This is a genomic window from Bogoriella caseilytica, from assembly GCF_003752405.1.
GTDB lineage: Bacteria > Actinomycetota > Actinomycetes > Actinomycetales > Actinomycetaceae > Allobogoriella > Allobogoriella caseilytica.
On the sequence record NZ_RKHK01000001.1, the window covers coordinates 944,371 to 967,328 of the forward strand.

General features: G+C 68.0%; 27 protein-coding genes, 1 tRNA gene and 1 riboswitch. Of the genes, 14 read left to right on the forward strand and 14 right to left on the reverse strand.

All coding sequences use genetic code 11. From position 1 onward, the window contains the following. Positions 1-35 precede the first annotated feature (35 nt). Positions 36-845 carry a hypothetical protein gene (locus tag EDD31_RS04225; RefSeq protein ID WP_123303051.1) on the forward strand — a complete coding sequence of 270 codons (810 nt, stop codon included), beginning with the start codon at positions 36-38 and terminating at the stop codon, positions 843-845. A gap of 10 nt (positions 846-855) precedes the next feature. Continuing rightward, a tRNA-Lys gene (locus tag EDD31_RS04230) sits at positions 856-928 on the forward strand. A 118-nt stretch (positions 929-1,046) separates the two neighbouring features. Here the strand turns inward: EDD31_RS04230 and EDD31_RS04235 are convergent. Next, positions 1,047-1,979 carry an SDR family NAD(P)-dependent oxidoreductase gene (locus EDD31_RS04235; RefSeq protein WP_170163178.1) on the reverse strand — a complete coding sequence of 311 codons (933 nt, stop codon included), beginning with the start codon at positions 1,977-1,979 and terminating at the stop codon, positions 1,047-1,049. A gap of 53 nt (positions 1,980-2,032) precedes the next feature. Here EDD31_RS04235 and EDD31_RS04240 point away from each other — a divergent pair, with 53 nt between their 5' ends. From EDD31_RS04240 to EDD31_RS04250, 3 genes are all read left to right on the forward strand, one after another. After that, positions 2,033-2,404: a MerR family transcriptional regulator gene (locus tag EDD31_RS04240; RefSeq protein WP_123303053.1), complete on the forward strand. Its 372-nt coding sequence runs from the start codon at positions 2,033-2,035 to the stop codon at positions 2,402-2,404. Positions 2,405-2,498: 94 nt separating this feature from the next. Continuing rightward, positions 2,499-3,734, forward strand: coding sequence for an MFS transporter (locus EDD31_RS04245; RefSeq protein WP_123303054.1), 1,236 nt, complete (start codon positions 2,499-2,501; stop codon positions 3,732-3,734). A 1-nt stretch (position 3,735) separates the two neighbouring features. After that, complete coding sequence (locus EDD31_RS04250; protein WP_123303055.1) at positions 3,736-4,509, forward strand: MerR family transcriptional regulator; 774 nt, start codon at positions 3,736-3,738, stop codon at positions 4,507-4,509. On the opposite strand, the gene EDD31_RS04255 is transcribed toward EDD31_RS04250, so the two are convergent. Then, the gene (locus EDD31_RS04255; protein ID WP_123303056.1) at positions 4,496-5,371 is read right to left on the reverse strand and encodes a helix-turn-helix domain-containing protein; all 876 of its coding nucleotides are present in this window, start codon (positions 5,369-5,371) and stop codon (positions 4,496-4,498) included. The two genes, EDD31_RS04250 and EDD31_RS04255, sit on opposite strands and share 14 nt — an antisense overlap. A gap of 128 nt (positions 5,372-5,499) precedes the next feature. On the opposite strand from EDD31_RS04255, the gene EDD31_RS04260 reads away from it, so the two are divergent. Both EDD31_RS04260 and EDD31_RS04265 read left to right on the forward strand, forming a co-directional pair. Then, a complete protein-coding gene (locus EDD31_RS04260; RefSeq protein WP_123303057.1) occupies positions 5,500-6,384 on the forward strand; it encodes an SDR family NAD(P)-dependent oxidoreductase in 885 nt (294 codons plus the stop codon). A 129-nt stretch (positions 6,385-6,513) separates the two neighbouring features. After that, positions 6,514-6,951: a hypothetical protein gene (locus EDD31_RS04265; RefSeq protein ID WP_123303058.1), complete on the forward strand. Its 438-nt coding sequence runs from the start codon at positions 6,514-6,516 to the stop codon at positions 6,949-6,951. Between the two features lie 35 nt (positions 6,952-6,986). Here the strand turns inward: EDD31_RS04265 and EDD31_RS04270 are convergent, their stop codons facing one another. The 8 genes from EDD31_RS04270 to EDD31_RS04305 form a co-directional block, all read right to left on the reverse strand. Continuing rightward, positions 6,987-7,433, reverse strand: a complete 447-nt coding sequence (locus EDD31_RS04270) for a cytochrome b5 domain-containing protein (protein WP_170163179.1) — start codon at positions 7,431-7,433, stop codon at positions 6,987-6,989. A 55-nt stretch (positions 7,434-7,488) separates the two neighbouring features. Then, positions 7,489-7,875, reverse strand: coding sequence for a hypothetical protein (locus tag EDD31_RS04275; protein ID WP_123303059.1), 387 nt, complete (start codon positions 7,873-7,875; stop codon positions 7,489-7,491). A 52-nt stretch (positions 7,876-7,927) separates the two neighbouring features. Next, positions 7,928-8,599 carry a hypothetical protein gene (locus EDD31_RS04280; RefSeq protein ID WP_123303060.1) on the reverse strand — a complete coding sequence of 224 codons (672 nt, stop codon included), beginning with the start codon at positions 8,597-8,599 and terminating at the stop codon, positions 7,928-7,930. After that, on the reverse strand, positions 8,592-9,158 hold the full coding sequence (locus tag EDD31_RS04285) for an RNA polymerase sigma factor (RefSeq protein WP_123303061.1): 567 nt from the start codon (positions 9,156-9,158) through the stop codon (positions 8,592-8,594). The genes EDD31_RS04280 and EDD31_RS04285 overlap by 8 nt, the downstream gene beginning before the upstream one ends. Positions 9,159-9,245: 87 nt before the next feature. Next, positions 9,246-11,036 (reverse strand): phosphomethylpyrimidine synthase ThiC, encoded by a 1,791-nt coding sequence (gene thiC / locus EDD31_RS04290; RefSeq protein WP_123303062.1) that lies wholly within the window; start codon positions 11,034-11,036, stop codon positions 9,246-9,248. Then, a riboswitch (TPP riboswitch) is annotated at positions 11,035-11,140 on the reverse strand. It overlaps the preceding gene by 2 nt. An 8-nt stretch (positions 11,141-11,148) precedes the next feature. Continuing rightward, entirely contained in the window at positions 11,149-11,748 is a 600-nt protein-coding gene (locus tag EDD31_RS04295) for a TetR/AcrR family transcriptional regulator (protein ID WP_170163180.1), read from the reverse strand. After that, positions 11,738-12,337 carry a hypothetical protein gene (locus EDD31_RS04300; RefSeq protein ID WP_123303064.1) on the reverse strand — a complete coding sequence of 200 codons (600 nt, stop codon included), beginning with the start codon at positions 12,335-12,337 and terminating at the stop codon, positions 11,738-11,740. Before EDD31_RS04300 ends, EDD31_RS04295 begins: the two co-directional genes overlap by 11 nt. A gap of 118 nt (positions 12,338-12,455) precedes the next feature. After that, positions 12,456-13,877, reverse strand: a complete 1,422-nt coding sequence (locus tag EDD31_RS04305; protein WP_123303065.1) for an MFS transporter — start codon at positions 13,875-13,877, stop codon at positions 12,456-12,458. Between the two features lie 291 nt (positions 13,878-14,168). On the opposite strand from EDD31_RS04305, the gene EDD31_RS04310 reads away from it, so the two are divergent. Continuing rightward, a complete protein-coding gene (locus EDD31_RS04310) occupies positions 14,169-14,753 on the forward strand; it encodes a winged helix-turn-helix domain-containing protein (protein ID WP_170163181.1) in 585 nt (194 codons plus the stop codon). On the opposite strand, the gene EDD31_RS04315 is transcribed toward EDD31_RS04310, so the two are convergent. Genes EDD31_RS04315 through EDD31_RS04325 form a run of 3 tightly spaced genes read right to left on the reverse strand, consistent with a single transcriptional unit; the run spans position 14,747 to position 16,007 of the window. Then, complete coding sequence (locus tag EDD31_RS04315) at positions 14,747-15,133, reverse strand: pyridoxamine 5'-phosphate oxidase family protein (protein ID WP_123303067.1); 387 nt, start codon at positions 15,131-15,133, stop codon at positions 14,747-14,749. The two genes, EDD31_RS04310 and EDD31_RS04315, sit on opposite strands and share 7 nt — an antisense overlap. After that, a complete protein-coding gene (locus EDD31_RS04320; protein WP_170163182.1) occupies positions 15,130-15,474 on the reverse strand; it encodes a YciI family protein in 345 nt (114 codons plus the stop codon). Before EDD31_RS04320 ends, EDD31_RS04315 begins: the two co-directional genes overlap by 4 nt. Beyond that, positions 15,474-16,007, reverse strand: coding sequence for a dihydrofolate reductase family protein (locus EDD31_RS04325; protein ID WP_123303069.1), 534 nt, complete (start codon positions 16,005-16,007; stop codon positions 15,474-15,476). The genes EDD31_RS04320 and EDD31_RS04325 overlap by 1 nt, the downstream gene beginning before the upstream one ends. Positions 16,008-16,201: 194 nt before the next feature. On the opposite strand from EDD31_RS04325, the gene EDD31_RS04330 reads away from it, so the two are divergent. The 6 genes from EDD31_RS04330 (at position 16,202) to EDD31_RS04355 (ending at position 21,886) form a co-directional block, all read left to right on the forward strand. Then, on the forward strand, positions 16,202-16,681 hold the full coding sequence (locus tag EDD31_RS04330) for a winged helix-turn-helix transcriptional regulator (RefSeq protein WP_211336165.1): 480 nt from the start codon (positions 16,202-16,204) through the stop codon (positions 16,679-16,681). A gap of 167 nt (positions 16,682-16,848) precedes the next feature. Further along, a complete protein-coding gene (locus tag EDD31_RS04335) occupies positions 16,849-17,607 on the forward strand; it encodes a DUF1353 domain-containing protein (RefSeq protein WP_123303071.1) in 759 nt (252 codons plus the stop codon). A 31-nt stretch (positions 17,608-17,638) separates the two neighbouring features. Further along, positions 17,639-18,856: an MFS transporter gene (locus EDD31_RS04340; RefSeq protein WP_123303072.1), complete on the forward strand. Its 1,218-nt coding sequence runs from the start codon at positions 17,639-17,641 to the stop codon at positions 18,854-18,856. Positions 18,857-19,056: 200 nt separating this feature from the next. Then, a complete protein-coding gene (locus EDD31_RS04345) occupies positions 19,057-20,130 on the forward strand; it encodes an ABC transporter substrate-binding protein (RefSeq protein WP_170163183.1) in 1,074 nt (357 codons plus the stop codon). Between the two features lie 14 nt (positions 20,131-20,144). Then, positions 20,145-21,092, forward strand: coding sequence for an ABC transporter permease (locus tag EDD31_RS04350; protein ID WP_123303074.1), 948 nt, complete (start codon positions 20,145-20,147; stop codon positions 21,090-21,092). After that, entirely contained in the window at positions 21,089-21,886 is a 798-nt protein-coding gene (locus EDD31_RS04355) for an ABC transporter ATP-binding protein (protein ID WP_123303075.1), read from the forward strand. The genes EDD31_RS04350 and EDD31_RS04355 overlap by 4 nt, the downstream gene beginning before the upstream one ends. A gap of 21 nt (positions 21,887-21,907) precedes the next feature. Here the strand turns inward: EDD31_RS04355 and EDD31_RS04360 are convergent, their stop codons facing one another. Then, a complete protein-coding gene (locus EDD31_RS04360; RefSeq protein WP_123303076.1) occupies positions 21,908-22,945 on the reverse strand; it encodes a LacI family DNA-binding transcriptional regulator in 1,038 nt (345 codons plus the stop codon). Between the last annotated feature and the right edge of the window lie 13 nt (positions 22,946-22,958).

The window sequence follows — 22,958 nt, forward strand, 5'->3', positions numbered from 1 at the left end:
GGGCGCACTCGGTCCGCGCCCCCTAACCTGACAGCATGAGTTCCGAGGGCACATCATCCGCCGGCGAGCGCTCGCCGCAGAGCCGGAAGGCGCAGGCGACCTCAGCTGCCAAGGAGCTCCGGGAAACCTCATCCGGCCAGGTTTCACAAGAGCGAGCCGAGGAGCTGCAGGAGCGCTGGGACCGGCGCTTGGTCTGGCCGGTGCTCGGTGCAGCGGTCATTTCCGTACCCGCCGTCTTCCTCACCCTGCTGGATGAACCCTGGGAGATGATCGGGCACATCGGGCTCTGGATCACCAGTGCTGTGCTGGTGGTCGAGGTCGTGGTGCTCTTCCTCGTCTCGCCGAAGAAGGTCGACTGGCTCAAGCGCAACTGGTGGCTGGTGGGACTCACCGCACTGGTGATCCTCGGCGTCGTCTTCAGCTTCGGACCGATGCAGATCCTGCGGCTGGTCCGCAGTGTCGGAGCCCTTCGGGTACTGCGCGCCAAGCAGGTGGCCCGGGCGGGTGAATCCTTGCAGTCCAAGGGCTCCTCGCCCTGGTTGCCGCTATTGGGCAAGGTGCTGGCCACGGTGGTGGTGGCGGCCTTCGTGATCATTGCCCTGATCGATCCGGAATCGGAGTTCCGAACGTTCCTGGAGGACCTGGTGGGTGAGGAATTCGCGATCGCCGCCGCCGTCGCGGCCGGCCTCCTGACCATGGGGGCGATGTACCTGATCGTGCGCAGCCCCAAGGACAAGGACGACGACGAGGGTGACGACGGCGACGGCGACGCTGACGGCGAGAGTGACGGAGCCGACGGTTCCGCCACCGGCACCTCAGCGACGGAGCCACGGGCAGACCCTTAGGATCGTCTGTGCCCCTCTAGCTCAGTTGGTAGAGCACCGGACTTTTAATCCGAGGGTCGTGGGTTCGAGTCCCACGGGGGGCACCGAAACGTCGCTCTACGCGCGGGCACCCAGGGCGATCCGGACGCCAGACTCGATCACCACTGCTACCAGATTGGAGCTGTGGGAAGGCAGGCAGCCCCGGATCCTGGTGACCTCATCTCAACTGAGGAAGCGGATACCGGTCAGCCGCTCGGACGTGTTCCAGAGAGCCGTCCCCGTCGCGAGGTCGGTGGCGATGGGCTTGAACGGTTCGCCGAGGGCATCGGGCGCCGTCTTGGAGCCGACAGGCCCCCAGAAGAGACCTGGGTCGGCATTCGGATGGAGGGCTGCGGTCATGACGCCGACGTTGGCGGGGTCAGATTCGCGGCCGATGGCGCGAGCAATGGCGCCGGTCAGGAGTCGAGTGGCGGCCGAGGGGTACGTGGTGTGCAAAGGGGTGCGCGCCATTCCGGGGTGAGCCGCGAAACTGCGGATGGGACTTCCGGAGGCCGCGAGGCGACGGTTGAGCTCGACCGCGAATACCGCATTGGCGAGCTTGGACCGAGCGTAGGCGCCACCGGGCGAGTAGTGGCCGGTGGAGGCGAGATCGCCCAGGTCCATCCTGGCCCGCACGTAGAGGGCCGAAGACACCGTCACGACGCGGGCTGCGGTGCCGCGCCCGAGGGAAGGGAGGAGTCTTCCGGTGAGAGCGAAGTGCCCCAGGTGGTTCGTGGCGAACTGGCTCTCTACTCCGGCGCGATCATGTCGGAGAGGGACGCTGCTGATCCCCGCATTGAGGACCAGGAGGTCCACTGAGCGATGTGCCGCGCCAAGGGCGAACTGCCGAATGGACTCAGGGTCGATGAGGTCCAGGGGGGCGAGGGCGATCCGCTCGGCGGGTAGACGGTTCTCCTCAAGGAGGCGGTCGCGAACGGTGTTGGCTCGCTCCAGGTCTCGGGCGCCGATCAGGACGGTGGCACCGCGGAGCGCGAGGGAGCGCGTGCTGGCCAGCCCGAGGCCGCTGGCACCGCCCGTCACGATGGCATGGCGCCCGGTGAGGTCAGGTGCGGTGGCGAGAGGATCGGTGAGTCGCATGCGCGTCAACTGGGTCATGCCACGGACCGTATTGTTTGACATCAGTGTCAAGGTCAAGGAGTGGGGACGCCATGCGTATCGGTGAACTGAGTGCGCGAACGGGAGCGAGCCCTCGGTCGTTGCGCTACTACGAGCAGCAGGGACTGCTGTCGTCGGAGCGCCAGTCGAATGGCTACCGGGAGTACGGGGCCAATGCGGTGGCCATGGTCCAGACGATCCGGTCGCTGCTCGATATCGGCCTGCCGACCGCATTGGTGAAGGATGTGCTGCCATGCACGGTGGGAGAGAAGGCCGAGGCGGCATGCCCGGAGCTCCTCGAGCGAATCGCAGTTCTTCGTGACGATGTTCGATCCCGCGCGGCGCGCTTCGAGTCGATCGACGCATCGCTGACGTCGTATTTGAGCGCCAACGCCCAGGCGTCTCCGGCTGTTTCGACCGAGTGAGAGCACCCCTAGCGGGGGCACCGCTGGGCCCTTCCCGCCCGTCACACACTGACCGCTTGACCCCGACGCGACGTCATAGTTCTGAATAGAGGGCATGCGCCGAGTCGTCGTCTTCTATCTCTCTTCCATCACCCTGGCGGTCCTGGGGCAATCCATCGCCGCGATCGCCCTGCCGCTCATCGTGCTGACCACCACCGGCAGTGTCCTGGGCACCGGTGCGGTGGCGGCCGCCACCGCTATCCCGGGCCTGTTGGCCGGCCTGTTCATGGGGGTGGTCCTGGATCGGATCAACCGCCGTACGGCCGCCGTCATGTCGGACCTGATCTCTGCGGCGGCGATCGCCGCGCTGCCGATCATCGACCTCATCACCGGGTTGAACCTCGGCTGGTTCATGCTCTTCGGCGCCTTGTCCGCTCTCGGCGACGGGCCAGGTGTGACCGCCCGGGAGACCCTGCTGCCGGCGATCGTCCGCCACGGGGGGATCTCCGCTGAGCGACTGATGGGCCTGCGGGAGACCATGACGACGATCGCTCTGCTGCTCGGACCTGCCGCGGCGGGCACCTTGATGGGATTCTTCGACGGAACCACGGTCCTGTGGATCACCGCCGCGACGTCCCTGGTCGCGGCGGTCATGATGCTGATGCTTCCAGCGGTGGTCGGCCGATCCGCTGCCGCAGACGGTGAGATGCCCAAGCTGGCGGGTACCGGATGGTCCCAGCTCAAGGACGGGTGGAAGGCGCTGCTGACGAGCCGCTTCCTGGTCGGTGTGACGCTCCTGATGATCGCAGCGCTGGTGACCGTCGCGTCACTGCAGGGCCTGATCCTGCCCGTCTACTTCACCACGGAGGGCTCGCCGGAGCTGCTCGGCTTCGTGCTCACCTCCCTGGCAGCCGGTTCCCTGCTGGGTGGCCTGACCTACACCGTGACCGGGGCGCGAGGCCGGCGCCGTGTCTGGTTCGTTCTCGGCATCTGTGGCAGCGCCGTGGGTCTGATGGTCGTGGCCAGCTTGGCGGAGATCTGGGTGGTCTTCGTGGGAGCCTTCGTCCTGGGTTTCTTCAACGCCCTGTTCGGAGCGCTGATCTCGGTACTGAACATCGAGCGCATCCCCGACGAGATGCGCGGAAGGATCCTGGGAACTCAGAACGCCCTGGTCCCTGCAGCGGCGCCGGCGGGCATTGCCGGGGCTGCGGTGATGGTGGAGTTCCTCAGCCTGGGGGCTGCGGCATTGATCATCGTCAGCATCTGGGTGCTCTTCGTGATCTACGGTCTCTTCGCGTCGGCGTTCCGTACGCTGGAGAAATCCCCGCCCGAGGAGCTCCAGGAGGCTTGAGATGCGCAGTGCGGAGCTCGCCCGCCTCGCGGGGATCACCGTGCGCACGCTGCGGCACTACCACCAGGTCGGCGTGCTGATTGAACCCCCGCGTGCCTCCAACGGGTACCGCGAGTACAGCATCCGCGACCTCGTCCAGGTCCTGCGCATCAGACAGCTCTCCGGGCTGGGGGTGACCTTGGGTCAGATGCCCGCCCTCCTGGGCGATGGCGATGGCGATGGCGAGAGTGCAGCGCAGCTCCTGGATGAGCTCGACCGGGAACTCGACCGGCAGATCGAGGGCCTCGCCCAGCAGCGCGAGCTGATCGCCCAGTTGCGCCGTCATGGAGCATCCCCCGACATGCCGACGGAGCTGGCCCCCTTCTTCGGGCTCTTCGCGGTGGCGGGATATCCCCAGCGCGTGGCCCAGATGGACCGCGACCAGGCAGTGCTGCTCAGTCGTTTCTCCGGTGAGTCAGGGAAGGCCTACCTGTCAGCGCTCTACGAGCAGCTCAGCCGCCGACCGGATGTGGTCCGCGCCGCCGCAGACTTCTCCCGGCGCTTCGACGCTCTGGGCGAGAACAGTAGCGATGAACAGATCGCGGATCTGGTCGGGGACTTCGCGACCGCATTGGCGGACGTGCTCACCGCGCTCACGCCCCAGGGACAGGTCATCGAGTTGGGCAGAGCCGCCGAGCTTCTCGACGAGTACGGCGCCGAGACGTACACCGAGGCACAGCGTCGGGCGCTGGCCCTGTTGGCCCAGCGCTTCACCGGAAGCCTCAGCGAGCCATGAACCCACCATCGTCGCCCGGTGCCGCCGCGAACCGGGCCCTGCCGAGCACGGAAAGCAGCGCGAGCTGTTCCTCGGCAGCGCTGCGCGGTGCAGCGGTGAACACCAGGAGAGTCTGCGACTGGTCCTCGGTCGACAGCGCTTGGCAATCGAGCTCGATCGGGCCGAGTTCGGGGTGGACGAGCACCTTGTGGTCCTCGTAGCGGGTACCGACTTCCTGTAGATCCCACAACCGGGAGAACTCCTCACTTCGCCGGCGCAGTTCCTCGGCGAGCTCGGCAGCGGGCGAGGCCGGGCCGCGGCGGCCGACGGTCGCGCGCAGTGCGGCCACCAGAGCGCGCCCCTGGCGGTTGCGGTCCTGCTCCCGATAGACACGTCGCTCGTGCTCGGACTGGAGGAACCATCGGGCCACCCCGCTACGCTCCAGCCCGCGGAGCCCCGCCACGTCCCCGAAGAGCGCGGCGGCAAGGTGGTTCTGGCTGAGGGTCTCCGCGAGGTCCGAGAGCACGAGCGCGGGAGTGTCCGCCAGCCGATTCAGGATGCGCTGCAGTCGTGGCGCCACATGTGCATCGCCCGATGCCCGGTCCGGCGCATGATGCCCGGCCAGACGGTACAGGTAGTCGCGCTCATCGAGGGAGAGGTGCAGCACGCGAGCCAGTACCGTGAGCATCTGCTGACTCGGCTGGGCGCCCTGTCCTCGTTCGAGACGGCTGTAGTAATCCACCGACATCGACGCCAGGTGAGCGACTTCCTCCCGGCGTAGGCCCGCAACGCGGCGGCGAATGCCCGGGCTCAGCCCGACGTCGTTCGGGCGCAGCGCTTCGCGGCGCACCCGCAGGAAGCTCGCCAGCGCAGATCGGTCCATACCGGCCATTCTCCCCGCTCGCCCTTTCCGGAAACAGGACCTGTCAGGTCACTGATGAACGCGGCCTGGAGGACTGGAGAGACACCGGCGACTCTGGGCATTCCGCACCCTTGAGAGAAAGGCACGTCATGCGCCAGAAGTGGACAGCAGCAGAACTTCCCGACCTGACCGGCAGCACCTTCATCGTCACCGGCGCCACGGCCGGGCTCGGTGAAGTGACCACCCGCGAACTCGCGCGGGCCGGAGCCCGGGTGGTGATGGCGGTTCGCGATGAAGCCAAGGCATCCCGCGTCGTGCACGGCATCGGTCAGACCCGTGGCGTGATCGAGGTGCGCCAGCTCGATCTCTCCCGCCTGGCATCAGTCCGCAGGTTCGCACAGGACTGGACCGGACCGGTGGACGTCCTCATCAACAATGCGGGCATCAGCTTGATGCCGTTGCAGTACACCGAAGACGGCTTCGAACTGCAGATGGCCACCAACTACTTCGGCACCTTCGCACTCACCCAGGCCCTCCTGCCGCACCTCACCGACCGCGTCGTCTCACTCTCCTCACAACTGCACCGCACCAGCCGCCTGCGGATCGATGACCTGAACTACGCCACGCACCGGTACAGCCCCGCTGCTGCCTATGCCGACTCGAAGCTCGCCGTCGTCCTGTTCGCCAACGAACTGCAGCGAAGGCTGAGCAACGCGGGCAGCGGGGTCCGATCGATCACGGCCCATCCCGGCATCGCCCGCACCGCGCTCGTCGCCCACGATCCATCCATCTTCGGGCGCGTCAACTCCCTCGGCCCGCTGCTCAACGACGTCGAGCACGGCGCGCTACCGACGCTGTTTGCGGCGACCCAGGACGTGCCCGGCGGGTCCTACGTCGGCCCGGATGGCCTCGGGGGCATCAAAGGTTTCCCGGTCATCGGCCGGGCCTCCGCCGCCGCCCGGGATGCCGGCGGAGCGAAGGTGCTCTGGGAGGAGACGGCCAGTCTCGTGAGTGGTGTCATGCCTGCGGCGTAGGGCGAGATCCTCCTGGCGGTCGATGTGCCGAGACGCTCGCGCTGCCAGCCTGGAGCTGTGGGGGCGCGAGCGCACCAGCCGCGTGGAAACCCACAGTGACTCCGTCCAGCGACTGATGAGGATTGACCGATGCCCAGCCCGACGATCAGCACACCACCCTCCACCCCAGCCGGCAGCAACGCTCGCCGCCTCCTGGGTGCAGCAGCCTGCTTGACCGCCGTGGGCGCGCTCAGCGCATGCAGCCTCTTCGAGGAGGCGCTGCCGATCACCTATGAGGTCGACGTGGCCGGCGACGTCGATGACGAGCCGGTCCGGGTGGAATACCTCGGGCGGGAGTGGGGCCTGGGCGACCAGGAGACTGTTGGCGAAACCGTACCCCGAGCCGCCGCTCTTCCCGTGAGCTACGAGACACTCGCCCAATCTGGCGACTCGGTCTCCATCACGGCAGCAGCCATACCCGGGGCGGTCCTCAGTTGCACGGTGCTCGTCGACGGCGAAGTCGTCGACGAGCAAGAGTCACCAGCTCCGGGCGAGGAGGTCACCTGCGGGACGACTGTCCAGGAGTAGTCACTGCGCAGGCGAAGCACGCCGGCCAGGCTTCCTCACCCCTCCAGCGTGCCGATCTCGAAGTTCTCCAGCTGCCCCTCGGGCCCTTGACTCCCGCCGTGTTGCTGGGTGAACAGCTCGGTGGCATCCGTACCGCAGAGCTGCTCGATGCGGTCAGCTCCCCCGGGATGCCGGCCGATCCAGTCGGTCAGGTCATAGACCGTGCCGTCGATGACGGCCCAGCACGAGTCAGGAGAGTCATTCTCCTCGACCTCCGCGAGCGTGATCGCGCCCTCGTCGCCGCTCTCTTCCTGGTCGTCGGCGCCGTCCTCGTCGCCGGTTTCGTCCAGGTCGCCGGCGCCGTCCTCCTGCTCGGCGCCGGTGTCCTCGTCGGACTCCGGGCTCGAACCGGCGTCGTCGGAGCATCCGGCGGCAACCACCAGCGCGGCCGCCATGAGCGGGGCGGTCAGCAGTCGGCGCATACGCGTTTGGGTGCGGGTCATCAGGTTCTCCTTCGATGGAATGGTTGATCGGATCAAAGGCCGCTGGGCGCCACGCTCACTGCGTGGCGGCCGCCGTCCTGTTCGGTGAAGTGAAGGCCCACACGGCAAGCCCTGTGGCGAGCACGGTCACGACCAGTGCCCCGACCACATGCAGCGCCAGCGTCAGATAGTCCCCCAGCGCCGCTTGCGCGAAGGTCGCCCCGAACAGGACGATCGCCACCCCGGCCGCGGTACGCCCTGAACCCGTGCGCCAGGCACGCACTGTGAGGAGCGCGGCGAGCAGCCCGGAGGACACGTGGATCGCGATCGCTCCGATGCCGTGCACATCCAGGCCGCGAGCTTCTTGGACGAGCAGGCCTGCCGAGACGAAGAGCACCCCCACGAAGGCCAGGGTGAGGATCGCAGCGATCCGGGCGGCAAGCAACAACGAAGCGGGCGTCATGTGAGGTACTACGGGCGAGGTGCCGAAAGAGATTGCCGCGGCAGCATGATGGTCACCAACTCGCCACCGCCCAGACGCGCCCGGCGTCATCGACGAGTTCCAGTGCCGTCAAGGCTCGCTCAGCATCGTCGAGTATCCAGAAGTTGGGTTCGTCGGCGTAGACCGTCCATTCGGCGAGGATCTCGGTGCTCTGGTCCTCGAAGACTCCGCGGCAGGCAAAGGTCGTGCCGGCGGAGGCATCATCCACCGCGAGGATCAGCACAGGCCCCTCGGCGTCGTACCCGGCCGCTGCCCAGCCGACGGTGTCCCCTTCCGTGGTGACCAGATCTGCCGAGCGCTCTGCCTGGGCAGACGGCTGCGTCGCCTCCTCAGCGTCGCCCAGCCCGTAGGCATACATGCCGACACCGCCCGCCACCACGCCGAGCACCCACACGGCCGCGGCCGCCAGCACAGCATGGCGACGCCGGGGCGGCGCGCTGACGGCGGGGGACGCTGACGGTGGGTGCAAGCGTGCGAGCACGCGGGACTCGAATCCCACGGGGGCGGTGGCTTCGGGGACGGCCGGGAGGAGGCTCTCCAGGGCTGCGGACAGCTCATCGTAGGCCGTGCGGCACGGCCCGCAGGCCCCCAGGTGTCGGATGATCTGGCTGCTGTCCTGAGCCGAGGCGCGACCAAGGACGACGTCGAGCAGACGGTCCTCGTCGGGATGCAGGTTCTCAGTCATGTGCAGTCTCCAGATGCTGGCGGATCCGGCGCAGGCCATCACGGATCCGCGTCTTCGCGGTGCCCAGAGGAATCCCTTCGCGGCGGCTGATCTCCGCCGCGGTGCACCCACCCATCGTGGCGAGGACGACGGCGCGCGCCTGCTCCCGCGAGATCCCCTGCAGGTACCGCAGTGCGGACTGGACCTCGACCCGGTGGACGGCGAGGTCCTCCGTGGTCGTGCTGCCGTCGACAGTGGCGTGGAGGAGATGGTCCAGGATCTCGTCCTCGGCCGGGATGAGGCGCCGGGCCCGCATGACGTCAATGGCGGCATTGCGGGTGATGGTCAGCAACCAGGTGAGCACCGTGCCGCGCCGCGGGTCGTAGTTCTGCGCCGCCCGCCAGGCACGGACGAAGACTTCCTGGCTGATGTCCTCCGCAATGGCCGTGTCACGGATGATCGACAGGGCCAGCCCGTAGACCTTGCCCTGGAAGCGGCGCACGAAGGCTGCCGAGGTGGACTCATCCCCCACGGCGAAGGCAGCCAGAAGCGCAGCATCGTCTGCTGCATCCGCTCCCATCAAGACCACCACTGAGACATTACGGGCGGGCAGCCGAAAAGGATTGCCGACCGGTGCGGGAACGTCGCCGTTCGCAGCGCGGGCGCCTCACGCCTGCGACGGTCCCACCGTCGGCTCCGGGAGGTAGACCTTCCCGCCGGAGGCGAGGAACTCCTCGCTCTTGCGTTGCATACCGGCGATCGCAGCCTGCGCCTCGGCGCTGCCGTAGGTGTCGCGGATGTCCTGGGAGATGCGCATCGAGCAGAACTTCGGCCCGCACATCGAGCAGAAGTGAGCGGTCTTGGCCGGCTCGGCCGGCAGGGTTTCGTCGTGGAACTCCTGGGCGGTGACCGGGTCGAGGCCGAGGGAGAACTGATCGCGCCAACGGAACTCGAAGCGGGCCTTGGACAAGGCGTCGTCGCGAGCAGAGGCGCCCGGGTGCCCCTTGGCGATGTCCGCGGCGTGGGCGGCGATCTTGTAGGTGATCACCCCGGTCTTGACGTCATCGCGGTTCGGCAGCCCCAGGTGTTCCTTGGGCGTGACATAGCAGAGCATGGCCGTGCCGTAGCGGGCGATCTCCGTCGCGCCGATCGCGGAGGTGATGTGGTCATAACCGGGAGCGATGTCGGTCACCAGGGGGCCCAGGGTGTAGAACGGCGCGCCGTCACAGAGTTCCTGCTGTCGTTCGACGTTCTCTCGGATCTTGTGCAGGGGGATGTGCCCGGGGCCTTCGACCATCACCTGGACGTCATGCGCCCACGCGCGTCTGGTGAGCTCGGCCAGGGTGTCGAGTTCGGCGAACTGGGCTGCGTCGTTGGCGTCGGCGATCGAACCGGGCCGCAGCCCGTCCCCGAGGGAGAATGCGACGTCGTAGGCCGCGAAGATCTCGCAGAGTTCGTCGAAATGGGTGTAGAGGAAGTTCTCCTGGTGGTGAGCCAGGCACCAGCCGGCCATGATCGACCCGCCGCGCGAGACGATCCCAGTGACGCGCTCCGCGGTCAGTGGCACGTATCGGAGCAGCACCCCGGCGTGGACCGTCATATAGTCCACCCCCTGCTCGCACTGTTCGATCACCGTGTCCCGGTAGATCTCCCAGGTCAGCGCGTTGGCGTCACCATCGACCTTCTCCAGCGCCTGGTAGATCGGCACGGTGCCGATGGGAATCGGAGCGTTGCGAATGATCCACTCACGGGTGGTGTGGATGTCATTGCCGGTGGACAGGTCCATCAGCGTGTCCGCGCCCCACTTCGCTGCCCAGTGCAGCTTGGAGACCTCATCGGCAATGGAACTCGTGACCGCAGAGTTCCCGATGTTCGCATTGATCTTCACCAGGAAGGCCTTGCCGATGATCATCGGTTCGGACTCCGGATGGTTCACATTGGCGGGGATGATCGCCCGCCCGGCTGCCACCTCGCTACGGACCAGTTCCAGGTCGCACTGCTCGCGCAGGGCGACGTAGCGCATCTCCGGGGTGATCTCCCCGCGGCGCGCGTAGTGCATCTGCGTGACCCGCGCTCCCGGCTTGGCGCGCCGAGGTTCGGGACGGCGTCCCTGCCACAGCTGGGAGGGCGCGCCACGGCGGACCGCCGCCCGGCCGTCGTCCAGGAGCTGGCGCCCCCGGGCCTGATAGGTCTCGGTGTCATCCCGGGCCGCGATCCACTCGGCCCGAGCGGGGGCCAATCCTTCCTCCGGCACGCTGCCGGGACCCATCGTCCGATACACCCGCACCGGCGCGTTGGGCTGGCCACCGGGAGACTCCTCGAGGTGAACCTCCGTCACCGGCACACGCACGCCGTGATCGGGATCCTCCACCCACCCCAGACGGTGGGCGGGATGCTGTTCGGTGTCCGCAGGCGCGGACTCTTCGAGGCGGGATTCCTGAGGCACGAACGCAGACATAGCTGTGCTCCTCACTTCCTACGCCGGTATCAACCGGATCAGGTTCAACGGTCCCGAGCCTCAGCTCGATCTCAGCCCTTCTCAGGGCCCCCGTGTGGACGTCTCATCTATATCACGGCGTGCTGCGCAGTACCGCCATCGCAGCGTCGGTCACCGTGCGCTCCAGCCACGGCAAGAGTGGCCCATTGCCCATCATCTGGCGAACGGCCACCGTGGGAATCTCGATCAGTGCGAACCGCGCTCTCCCGAGCGTTTCGGCATTGACCACGGCAAACTGTGCGGCAGTGAACCTCACCATGGCCCTCCTGACCTCGTCGTTGAGCGAGGCGAGTTCGGGTCCGAGCTCCTCAGGCCACAGTTCGAGGAGATCCTCACGCCGGTACATGGTCAGGACCTGGGCCTCGCTGTGGTGGCTCGCGCTCCACTGCAGGGTGTGGGACACCGCTCGGCGGGCGGCATCGACTGGCTCCTCAAGGGCGAGCGCCTCGAGAAACCCGCCCTGGAAGCGCCTGACGGTCCGGATCCACAGGGTGGCGAGGATCAGGTCGCGAGAGGCGAACCGGTGGTAGATCGACCCTGACGGTGCGCCGATGCGCTTCGCGATGGCGACCACGGTGGCCGCCTGGACCCCACCCTCCGCTGTGAGGCCCAGCGCCGCATCGAGAATGTCCTGGTCGGTGTACTTGGCCGTCCGTCCCATCTCAGCTGTCACGCCGCTTGTGGTGCGCGAGAGGAGCACCCGCGAATGGTTCGTGTTCGGCGAGCCGGCGGAGGACATGGAGTTGTTTGCGCATCATCAGCACGTCGCCCCAGGCCAGCAGATACCTTCGCAGGCGGCCGAACCCATGCCCGCTCAGCGGCAACCACAGCACCACATTGAGCTGAGAGAGGGATCTGCCCACCTGCGTGATCCGGTACGTCACGGCAAGGTCACCGAAGACCCGCCGGGGCCAGCCCGGGTTCATCCGCAGAGTCAACGCCCAGCCCGGCTCGTACGCCGTGAGCGTGAAGATCGTCATGAACTCCTGGCCGATCGCCAGATCCTGCATCTCCGGGTCCGCCTGGCGGGGACTGCGCCGCCCGAAGTTGTCGATCCAGTCATAGCTGTAGGGGGCGCGCCGCAACTGACACAACCAGAGAAACAGCGCCGAGGGCTCGGCACCGGTGACCACCGCACGTGTTGCCCGGCGCACCTCACGGCCACCCATGGGCTCGGTGACGGCGAGCGCCTCGGCCGCCACGGGCGCGCCCCACACCCACGGCAGACGGCCGGCGCGCTCTTGTGCCTCGCTGGAGAACATGGGCCCCTCCCGGACTACACCACAATAATAGAGACTTCTCTCTACTATAACCTGACGCCCCGGATCACCCGTGTCGGCAGTACCGGCCCGCCCCCTCGGAGCGGCCAGGCCCGCGCTCTCATTCCCCGGTGACCGCCTCGTACTCATCGACCAGCCGCTGGCTGACCGTGAGCGTCGGGTACAGCACGGCCAGGGCCACCGCGGCGGCGACACCGAGATAGAGCACGGAGAGCCCCCAGGCCTCGGCGACCACTCCGCCGACCAGCGCGCCGGCCGGCGCGAGCCCGGACCCGAGCGTGCTCAGCGCACCCATCACCCGGCCCAGCACACGCTGAGGGGTGAGCCGCTGGAGGATCGTCATGAAGGTGATGTTGCCGACCATGTTGCCGAAGGCGAGGAAGGCCAGACTCATGGCCATCACGTACCACGTGGGCCAGAGCACTTGCGCCACGACCGCGACCGACAGTGAACCCCAGCCCAGGTAGGCCAAGGGCACCTCGGAGATGACCTGCTTCAGCCTGCCCACCGACAGCGCTCCCGCAACTGCACCCACGGCCTGCGCCGTGAGAAAGAAGGGGAATTGCGCCGCCGTCACGCCGACCGGCGACTCCGGCCCCACCATCCAGAGCACGAAGACAGCCAGGTAGGCACTGGAAGCGAAGTTCGCAATCATCGCCATGATGATCACGGGCCGCAGCGCACGGTGGGTGAGCACGAAGCGGAAGCCGGAAGTCAGCGTGGCCCACCGTGATTCCGTGCCGACCTCCTCCGAGGGCGGCACCCGGAAGTCACGGCCGCGCAAGCCCAGCCACAGCACGAGCGCCCCCGCGAGGGTCAGCGCGGCAGGCACACCCAGCAGCCAGACCGAACCGAGCAGCACCAGCGCCGCAGCAATCGGCGCCCCCACGAACTCGGCGAAGGCCAGCCCGACGGCTTCCTCACGGCTGTTCGCCCGCGCCAGGTGCTCGCGGCGGACCAGCTGCGGGGTGATGGTCCGCGCCGCGGTGGTGGAGAGTTCAGAGATGGTGCCGAAGGCGAAGGCGAAGAGCACGAGCACCCAGATGCTCAACCCTCCCACCAGGGCCAGCACCGCGCCGCCGAACAGCAGCACCGACCGCGCGACCAGCGCCACGAGACGGGCGCGGCGCCGATCCGTGCGATCCACGATCAATCCGATCACCACACCGAAGAGGAGTGCGGGGAGCGCCATGGCCGTGCGGATCCAGGAGATCTCCTGCGGGGAGTCGGTCAGCGAGGCCGCAATCAGCGGCACCCCCGCGATGAAGACGCCCATCGCCGCCGCGGTGAAGGCGAAGGAGCTGAGCGAGACCCGGAACGGGCGCCCCAGCGGCCCGCCGTCGTCGACCTTCCCGGCCGTAGCGGAGGTCGTGGCGATCTCCGGCTCAGCGGGACCGGGGAGTCTCTGCGCGTCCGCGCTCATGCTGCCACCACCGGCGCCCGCCGCCACATCGAGCGCCGCACCCCCGTGCGCTCCGGACCGTGAGCCACCGTGCGGCGGCCGCTGTTCCTGCTTTCCCATGCCGCGACTCCCTCCGTCGACGCGGCGACGCCGCGATCGCTACCAAGAACTAGTTGCAAAGCAATCTCTGTATGCATGTTGCAAAGATAGCTTTGCAGATCAGTCTTGGCAAGGGGGTTGGGTACACTCTGCAAAGAATGCTCTGGAAACCTTGCTCGGGAGAGTGGCCCTGACATGACCGGTGACGTCACCCCCGCCCCCTCGGACGCACCGCCCCCTGGGGCGAGCCCATCCGATACAGCACGTCGGCGGCGATCGGAGCCGCTCGCGCCCACCCTCGATGCGCAGAGCTTGAAAGCGCTGACACACCCGTTGCGCCAGGAGATCATCCGCTACCTCACCGACCACGAGGAGGCGACGTCCACCACCCTCGCCAAGGAGCTGGGTGAGTCCACCGGGCAGACGTCCTACCACCTGCGACAGCTCGCCAGACACGGCGTCATCACCGAGATCGAGGGCCGAGGCACCGGCCGCGAGCGCTGGTGGAAGATGGTCGGGTTCAGCACCACGCCGGAGTCCGTGCCCTCACTGGCACGCGACCCGTCGTTCCAGATCATGGCGCACCAGTCGATCGCGAACCGCGCACTGGGCCTGCAGGACCTCCTCGAGCGGATCAGCGACGAGCCCGTCGCCTGGGCCCAGGCCACTCGCATGAGCATGCTCTCGGCCCACTTGACCGTCGAGGAGATGGCCGCGATGTCCGAAGAGCTGACTGCGGTGGCCGAACGCCACATCGATGCGGCCCGCGACAAACGGGCAGCGGGCGAGACCGACGGCCGGCGGCGCGTCCGGGCCCACATCGACGTCTTCCCGTTGCGCCGCGAACCCGGCGACGACCCCGGTGGAACCGCAGAGACTGGGACGGAGCCTCAGTAGCTCGCACGCATCGCACGATCGGGCCGCACGAGAAAGGCGACCCGATCGGTGCGCAGGGGATACGGGCCGCCCAGGTACTTCTGGGCAATCCGATCGATCACGGCCCAACCCGCCGCACCGTCCACCCTCTCGACAACCGTGCCGCGCACCATGACCATCGTTGCGGCATCGCGGGGGTCGGTCGCAGAGATCGCCACCCGCGGTTCAGCGGCGATGTTGACGGCTTTCTGCGATCCCGGGGCCGTCAGGAATGCCAGGTACTCACCTTCGAGGCCGACCCAGAGCGGCACACTGTGGGGCGCGCCGTCCGGCATGACCGTGGCCAGCGCCGCAATCACCGGCTGCTCAAGAACTCGCCGGACGTCGCTCGGCAGAGTCATCCGTCCATCGCCGGGCGCACCTCGATGCTGCCGTACTCGGCGGTCGGCATGTTCCGCGCGAGCGCCACGGCCGCCTCGTCACTCTCGACGGCGATGGCATGGACGGCAAAGAGGATCTCCTCGCCCGGAGCCCAGGCTCGCTCGCCATCGGGGCCCACGGCCGCCCCGACCAGGACGCCGCGATCCGCGATGGCGTATCCGCCGACCAGAACGCCGGAGCTCCGGAGCTCGGCATCGACCGCCGCCCACTGCCGCATCTCCTCCTCGTGCTCGGCACTGCCCGGCTGCGGCCCCGTACCGGGGCGGTAGCGGTGGATGAGGAGGTGGGTCGCTTCAGTCATCATCGTCCTTCCGTGCGGTAGTGCAGGGTGATGAGGTCGCCGTGACGGCTGACGTCGGTGAGGTGGAGGTTGTGGCGGCCGGTGGCGCCGCGGAATCGCACGCCGTCACCGAGCAGGACCGGTGCGATGTGCACGACGATCTCGTCGATCAGGCCTGCCTCCAGGCACTGCCGGGCGACGTCGGCACCGATGAGGAGCACGCCGTGCCCCGCAGCGGCGCGACGCGCCTCGGCAATCACCGGGCGCACGTCGCCGGAGCGGACCGCGATGGTCTCCGGGACCTCGACTGGCCGATGGGTGAGCAGGAACTGCGGGCCGGACCACGCGCCGTCGAGTACATCGCGGCCATCGCGGCTGCCCACCTCGAAGCTCCGTCGTCCGGCGACCACGGCGCCCGTCCGCTCCCCCACGCCGTCACCACCCGGATCCGACGCGTCGACGAAGTCGAAGACCCAGCTCATGTCATCACCGGGTGCGGCAATGTACCCATCGAGCGACATGGTCACGTGCCACAGCACGGGAGAGTGAGACATCGGAACTCCTGAGGGACGTCACGGTAAGACGGACGAGCCGTCCGCATCAACCCATCGACTGATTGCGTTATGCAACTGGTTTCAGCACCATAGCGCTCACCGGAGGTAGAATGCAACTGGTCTGGCCGGCAGGGAGCCACGGGGAGGCGGCCCTTCCGGCAGCACCTTCTAGTCAGGAGAAGGACGTGGCAGCAATGCAGCGCTCAGGGTGCCCGATCAATCTCTCCCTCGAGGTCATCGGCGACACCTGGTCCCTGCTCGTCATCCGTGACGTCATGTTCGGCAACCGCCGGCACTTCCGCGAACTCCTCACCGCCTCCGAGGAAGGCATCGCCTCGAACATCCTCACCGACCGCCTGCGCCGCCTGCAGTCCGCCGGGTTGCTGTCGAAGGCGCCCGACCCTCGCCATCGCCAGCGCCAGATCTACAGCCTCACCGAAGCCTCGATCCAGCTCGTGCCGGTACTGGCAGCCCTGGGAGCCTGGGGGGCCGCACATCTACCGGCCACTCCCGAGCTGAGCATCCGGGCGACCATCCTGGGCGCAGGCGGGCCATCCATGTGGGCGGACTTCATGGATGAGCTGCGCGAGCTGCACCTGGGGATCGCCCGGCCGGAGGGAGCCGGTTCTGTCATGGAGCAACTCGAAGCCGCCTACCAGGCCGCTCTCTCCTGACTTTCCGAACGGGCACCGAGCCCAGCCACTCGGAGCAGCCACTCGGAGCAGCCACTCGGAGCTCCCGCCCGCCACGACCCCGACACGCCTCAGCGGGGAGACAAAGTGGCGCCTGGTGACACTTTGTCTCCCCAATCAGCCGGGCTCGACCTCGTAGGCTCGGAGACATGCCTCGGGGGAGCTTCTACGACATCGGCGACGGCGGACCTCTGCGTGTGGAGCTGCAGAGCGTGGACGGCCGGGACTTCACCATGCTCCGCCCCTTTGCCTATCGCAGCGCCGATTTCGCCGAACCCTGGGTCATCCCGGACGACCTCGCCACCTTCAGCACCGATCTGGCGTCGGTACCCAAGATCTTCACCTGGCTGGTTCCGAGAGCGGGGATCTTCACTCCGGCAGCTCTCCTGCATGACGCACACGTGGGAGGCCACTACCGCGGCCCACGAATCGAGCGCATCGAGTCCGACCAGATCTTCCGCGAGGCCATGATCGTGCTCGGAACCGGCCGCGTGCGCGCCTGGATGATGTGGGCCGCCGTGGTCATGGCGACCATGTGGACTTCCCGCCGCTGGGGCTGGCGCCTCCCGCTCGTGGGGGTGCTCGCGACCATCGGTACGCTGGGCACGCTGTCCACACTGGATCTCCTGGGCGTCACCAGTCTGCTGCCCTGGCTGGGGCAGCAGCACCTCTGGACCGATCTGCTGATCGGGGCCGGCGCCGCCATCGTCATTCCGGCACTCCTGTCCTTGACCTGGGGGCGGCTCTGGGCGGCCGGCGCCATCACCGGCATCGCCTTCGCCTTCCTGCTGCACGTGACCGTGCTCCTCGCGGTGCTGACTGCGCTGTACTTGCTCGCCGAACGCCTCGTCAGTGGACCTCGAGCGGCGAGGGAAGGCCGCGCCCCGGCGAGCCCACCGGCGCACTGACCCGGTGCGGGCATGCCTTAGGTTGTCGGGCATGCCCCGTGCGCCTGACGACGAGCCTGCCCGGCCACACGAGGGCGCCACTCCCCCGGTCCGATCTGTCCCAGGGCTCGCCGCCGCCATGGCGGTGGCCATGGGAGCGGGCCCCCTGATCGTCTACTCGATCTCCACACTCAGCCCGGTGCTGGTGCGCGACCTCGGCCTGAGCAGCACTCAGTACGGCGCGCTGGCCACGATCAACTTCGCCGCCGCCGCCCTCGCCTCACGTCAAGCAGGACGCATCGTGGACACCACCGGCGTCCGGGTCATCATGTGGTGGCTCATCCTCGGAGCAGCCGGCGCGGTCCTGGCTGCGGCCGCCGCGCCCGGCTACGCCGTCCTGCTCATGGCCGTGACCGCCTCCGGCATCCTGACGGCCCTGTCCAACCCGGTGACCAACCGCCTGGCGGCCCACCGGATCCCGTTGCCGCATCGCGGCATGGTCATGGGGGTCAAACAATCCGGCGTGCAGATGTCACAGGCCGCCGCGGGACTCGCACTCCCGGCCCTGGCCGTCCTGGCGGGATGGCGCGGAGCCTTCGCCGTCATCGCGGGCGGCTGCCTGCTCATCGGCGTGCTACTGGTGGCGCGCTACGTCCCGCATGAAGCTCCGGCCGCGCGCCTCCCGAAGTCGGCCGGGACCCACGTGCCCGCCCCGGTGTGGTGGCTGACCGCCTTCCTCTTCCTCACCGGCGCCGCGCTGCAGGGCGTGAACTTCTACCTCCCGCTCTACGGCTATCAGCAACTCGGTCTCCCACTGGGCACTGCGGGTCTGCTCGCCGCCGTGGTGGGCACCGTCGGAGTGATCGCCCGCATCGGCTGGGGTGCGCTCTCCTCGCGCCTGAGCGGCACGACGGCACTGGTGATCGTCTCCCTCGGCGGCGCTGTCTCGATGTCGTTGATCCTCCTCGCCCAGCACATCCATCCCGGTCTGGTCTGGGCCGGGGCGATCCTGCTCGGTGCCACGGGCATCTCCGCGAACGTCGTGGTGATGGTCGACGTGCTGCGGGTCGTCGGCCCGGAGGCCGTCGGTCGCGCCTCAGGCCTGGTGGCCCTCGGGATGTACCTCGGCTTCGCGATGGGGCCGGTGAGCGTCGGCGCGATCGTCGACGCTCTTGGCAGTTACACCTGGGCGTGGGCGGCACTGGTCGCGCTGTACGTCCTGGCGGCGGCCACCGCCGGAGGCCGGGCCCGCTCCGCCCGGGCGGCGTAAGGGCTTCTGGCTGGCACTCTCGCGAACGCGCCACGAACTCGTGAGCACGCCACTCACGGGCACCCACCAGTAGCGCCATAGCGAGTAAGTGGCACGGTCGGCGGAAGCACTCGCCCCTCCTTGACTTCCCTCCGGACCCGGGTGCACTCTTAGTAAGCGCTTACCGAACGCCCAACTCACCCCTTTGGGAGAACGCAATGATGCGTCACCAGAAGTTCATGGCTGCCGCGGCGGCCTCTGCTCTCGCCCTCACTCTCGCAGCCTGCAACGACGACGGCGGCACCACCGACGGGGACGACACCCCGGACACGACCGACACCGACACCGACACCGACACCGACACCGACACCGACGAGGGTGACGACGGCGCCGCACCGGAGGAGCTCACCGAGCTCGAGATCGTCGGCTTCCAGCACCCGTCCCTGGGCGCCTTCCTGCCCTCGGTGATCATGGCCGAAGGCTTTGATGAAGAGCACGGCCTGGACATCACCTTCGTGGAGCGACCGCCGGACGTCTACAACCAGGAATTCACGGTCGGCCAGTACCAGATCGGTGCCTCCGGCTCGCTGATGTCCGAAGCTCGCCGCCTCGACCAGGGCGTGGACGTGGTCTACCTCTTCAACGTGCACGACTATTGGGGCGGCCTGGTCTCCACCACCGACGAGATCACCGACATCACCGACCTCGAAGGCCACACCCTCTCCGGTGCGACGAGCTCCACCAACTACGCGATGTTCCTGTGGTTCGCCCAGGCAGCCGGAGTGAACATGGACAACGTCGGGGTCGAGGTGCACGACACCGGCGCTCTAGGCAGCCAGGCGCAGACCGGCCGGACGGACGCCGTTCAGCTCTGGGAGCCGGCCTACGCGAACCTCATGTCGCAGGAGCTGGACAATGTCACCGACATCCCGCTGCCCTTCGAGTTGTGGGAAGAGGAATTCGGCACCTCGGACATCCCCTTCCTCGGCGTGGCCGTGCACCGTGCGTGGCTCGATGATCACGCGGACGAGGCCGAAGCCCTGCAGCGCGTCTACGAGGACGCCGCGGAGTGGACCCTGGCCAACCCGGAGGCAGCGGCGGAGATCATTGCCGAGGCTATGGGCAGCGACAATGTCGAGGCCTTGACCGGCCTCATCGCGGACAACGACCGCCTCGGGCTGAACGTGCGCCCAGCCAGCGAGATCGAAGAGGGCATCCAGGCCGTCTTCGACGCCGGGGTCGACATCGACTACTTCGACACCGCCCCCTCGCTGACCCTGATCCCAGAGAACTGAGAGAGCCTCAACCCATGAACGCCAACCCCTCGACGACGAGGGCCGAGAGCATCTGGCAGCGCCGGCTGGCGCGTTCCGCGAAGCGGCTACCCGCCTGGGAGACTGTGGCCGCTCTGGCCGTCGGTGCCGTGCTGTGGGTGATCCTCGCCCACGTCACCCCGCCCTTCGTCCTGCCGCAGCTGGATGTCGCCATCGCCCGCGTCATCGAAGTCTTCACCGATGCTGACCAGCGGTGGAACTGGCTTGTGACGATTGGCCGGGTCATGCTCGGCCTGGTCTCGGCCTTCGTCGTCGGGGTGGTCGGCGGCTTGTTGATGGCACAGTCCAAGCGGCTGACCAATATCCTTATGCCCTACCTGCAGATTATCCAGGGCATCCCTTCTCTGGCCTGGGTGCTCATCGCCGCTACGTGGTTCACCGAGGCGGAGGTGCGCATCTGGTTCCTCATGTTGATGGTGACCCTGCCCGGCTTCGTCTTCCAGACGCGCGACTCCTATCAGGCCATCCCGCAGGAGTTGCGCGATATGGCGAAGTCATTGCGGCCGCGCCGCTCCCGGCTCGACATGTTCCGCACGCTGACCCTGCCTGCCATCACTCCCGGCCTGCTCACCGCCTGGCGCGTGAACCTCGGCCTGGGAACGCGCGTGGTGATCATCGCCGAGTACGCCGGAACCACCATCGGAGTCGGCATCCAGATGCGCAGCGAGCAGGCGCTCCTGCGCATGGACGGCATCCTCGCGTGGACGGCCTCGCTGGTGATCTTCGTGCTCATCATCCAGTGGCTGATCGAGCGCGTGGAACGGCACCTGCTGCGCTACCGCCCCGGTGCGAACACGGCCACCGCCACCGACGCGGACCAGCCGGACCAGCCGCTCCAGCCCGTGGGTGGCCCGGCCGGTTCGGATGCCGGCACGCCAGACCGCACCTCGCCCACCACCTTCGGCGGCGGGAGCTCGCGATGAGCACCCTGCACGACTACCAGGAGACGCCGGTGACCCGCTCAGCATCCGAGCCCTCGATCATCTTCGAGAACGTGTCCAAGACCTTCATCACCCGCCAGGGTGAGAAGGTGCGTGCCGTGCAGGGCCTCAATCTCACGGTGGCGCGCGGCGAGATGCTGGCGATCGTCGGGCAGACCGGTTGCGGGAAGTCGACCGCCTTCAACATGCTCCTCGGTCTCTACGACGCCACGTCCGGCACGGTCTCCGTGCAGGGCATGGACCCGCACAAGGACTTCGAGGCCCTCAAGGGACGCATCGCCGTGGTCTTCCAGGACGGCCGGTTGCTTCCGTGGCGCACCGCCGAGCAGAACGCCGCGCTCGGCCTGGAGTACCTGGGCGTACCCAAGGCCGAACGTCTCGAGCGGGCCCGCGAATGGCTGGCCCGCATGGGGCTGGAAGGCCGCGAGAAGGCTTACCCCTACGAACTTTCCGGCGGCATGCGCCAGCGTGTGGGCATCGCCCGTTGCTTCGCCCTGAACCCGGACATCATCCTCTGCGACGAGTCCTTCTCCGCGCTCGACGAACTCACGGCGGATCGCCTCCGCAGCGAGTTCGCCTCCATCGTGAAGGAGGAGGGGAAGACCGGTGTCTTCATCACCCACTCCATCGAGGAAGCCGTCACCGTGGGCGACCGCGTGGCCGTCTTCCGCGCCCCGGGGCACGTGGCCAAGGAGTTCGACGTGCGAGGCGATCTGAACGAGGCACAGTCCAGCGAGTACCGGCAAGCCATCCGCAACGTGATGTCGGGGGTCTGACTCGCTGCACCGCGGGAACGCTCAGCGCTCCCGCGGTGCAGCGGTGCTCTGGCGGAGCAGGACCTCGGGCTCGACTGTCACGAGCTGACGGTCGCCCTCGGTGAGCAGAGCCAGTTCCACAGCGCGTCGCCCGATGTCCTCCAATGGCAGACGCACGGTCGTCAGCGCCGGGGTCATGTCCGCCGCCGGCGGTACGTCACCGAAGCCCGCCACCGAGACCTGATCCGGAACCACGATCCCTGCCTGGGTCAGCCCACCCACCAACCCGGCTGCGATCAGATCGAAGGTACCGAAGACACAGGTAGGCACCTGCGCTCCCGCCGCACGCGCCGCCGCGAACCGCTCGGCAGCCTGCCGGCCGGTCTCTCGGGTGGGCTCGCCGTAATGCACCGCGGATTCGCCCAGTTCAACGCCACGTTCGGAGAGCCCCTGGCGGAATCCCTCGACGCGGTCCGCCACGGTGTTCATCGCAGCCGACCCGGTCACCACCGCAAACTCACGGTGGCCCAAATCGCACAACGAGTGCGCAAGCCTCCGCGCCCCGTCGTGGTTCCCCACATCAATACTGTGCCCGGCGTGCTGGGTGCCCAGTGCGACCACCACCCCGCCGGAAGCCTCGAACTGCTTCAACTCAGCAAGGATCGGTTCAGCGGCCTCGCCGCGGAACCCGGAGCCCGCCACGATGATGGCGCGCGGGCGCTGGGCGCGGAGCAGACGCAGGTACTTGGTCTCCTGTTCCGGGTCGCGATAGGTGTTCACGATTGTGACAAAGAGACCGTGCTCCTCGGCCGCACTGACCACCGCCCCGGCCACCAGGGCGAAGTAGGCGTCGCGCACGTCGTGGACCACCAGGCCGATGGTCATGGAGGCCGAGCCGGCGAGTGCCCGGGCGTGATGGTTGGGCTCGTAACCGAGTTGCTCCGCCGCCTCGAGCACCCGGGCGCGCAAATCGGCGCGCACTCCGTACGGGCGCGAGGAGTTCAACACGCGCGACGCGGTGGCCAACGAGACGCCGGCTTGCTCGGCAACGTCGACGAGCCGTACCGCAGCTCTGCTCACATCAGCTCCACTC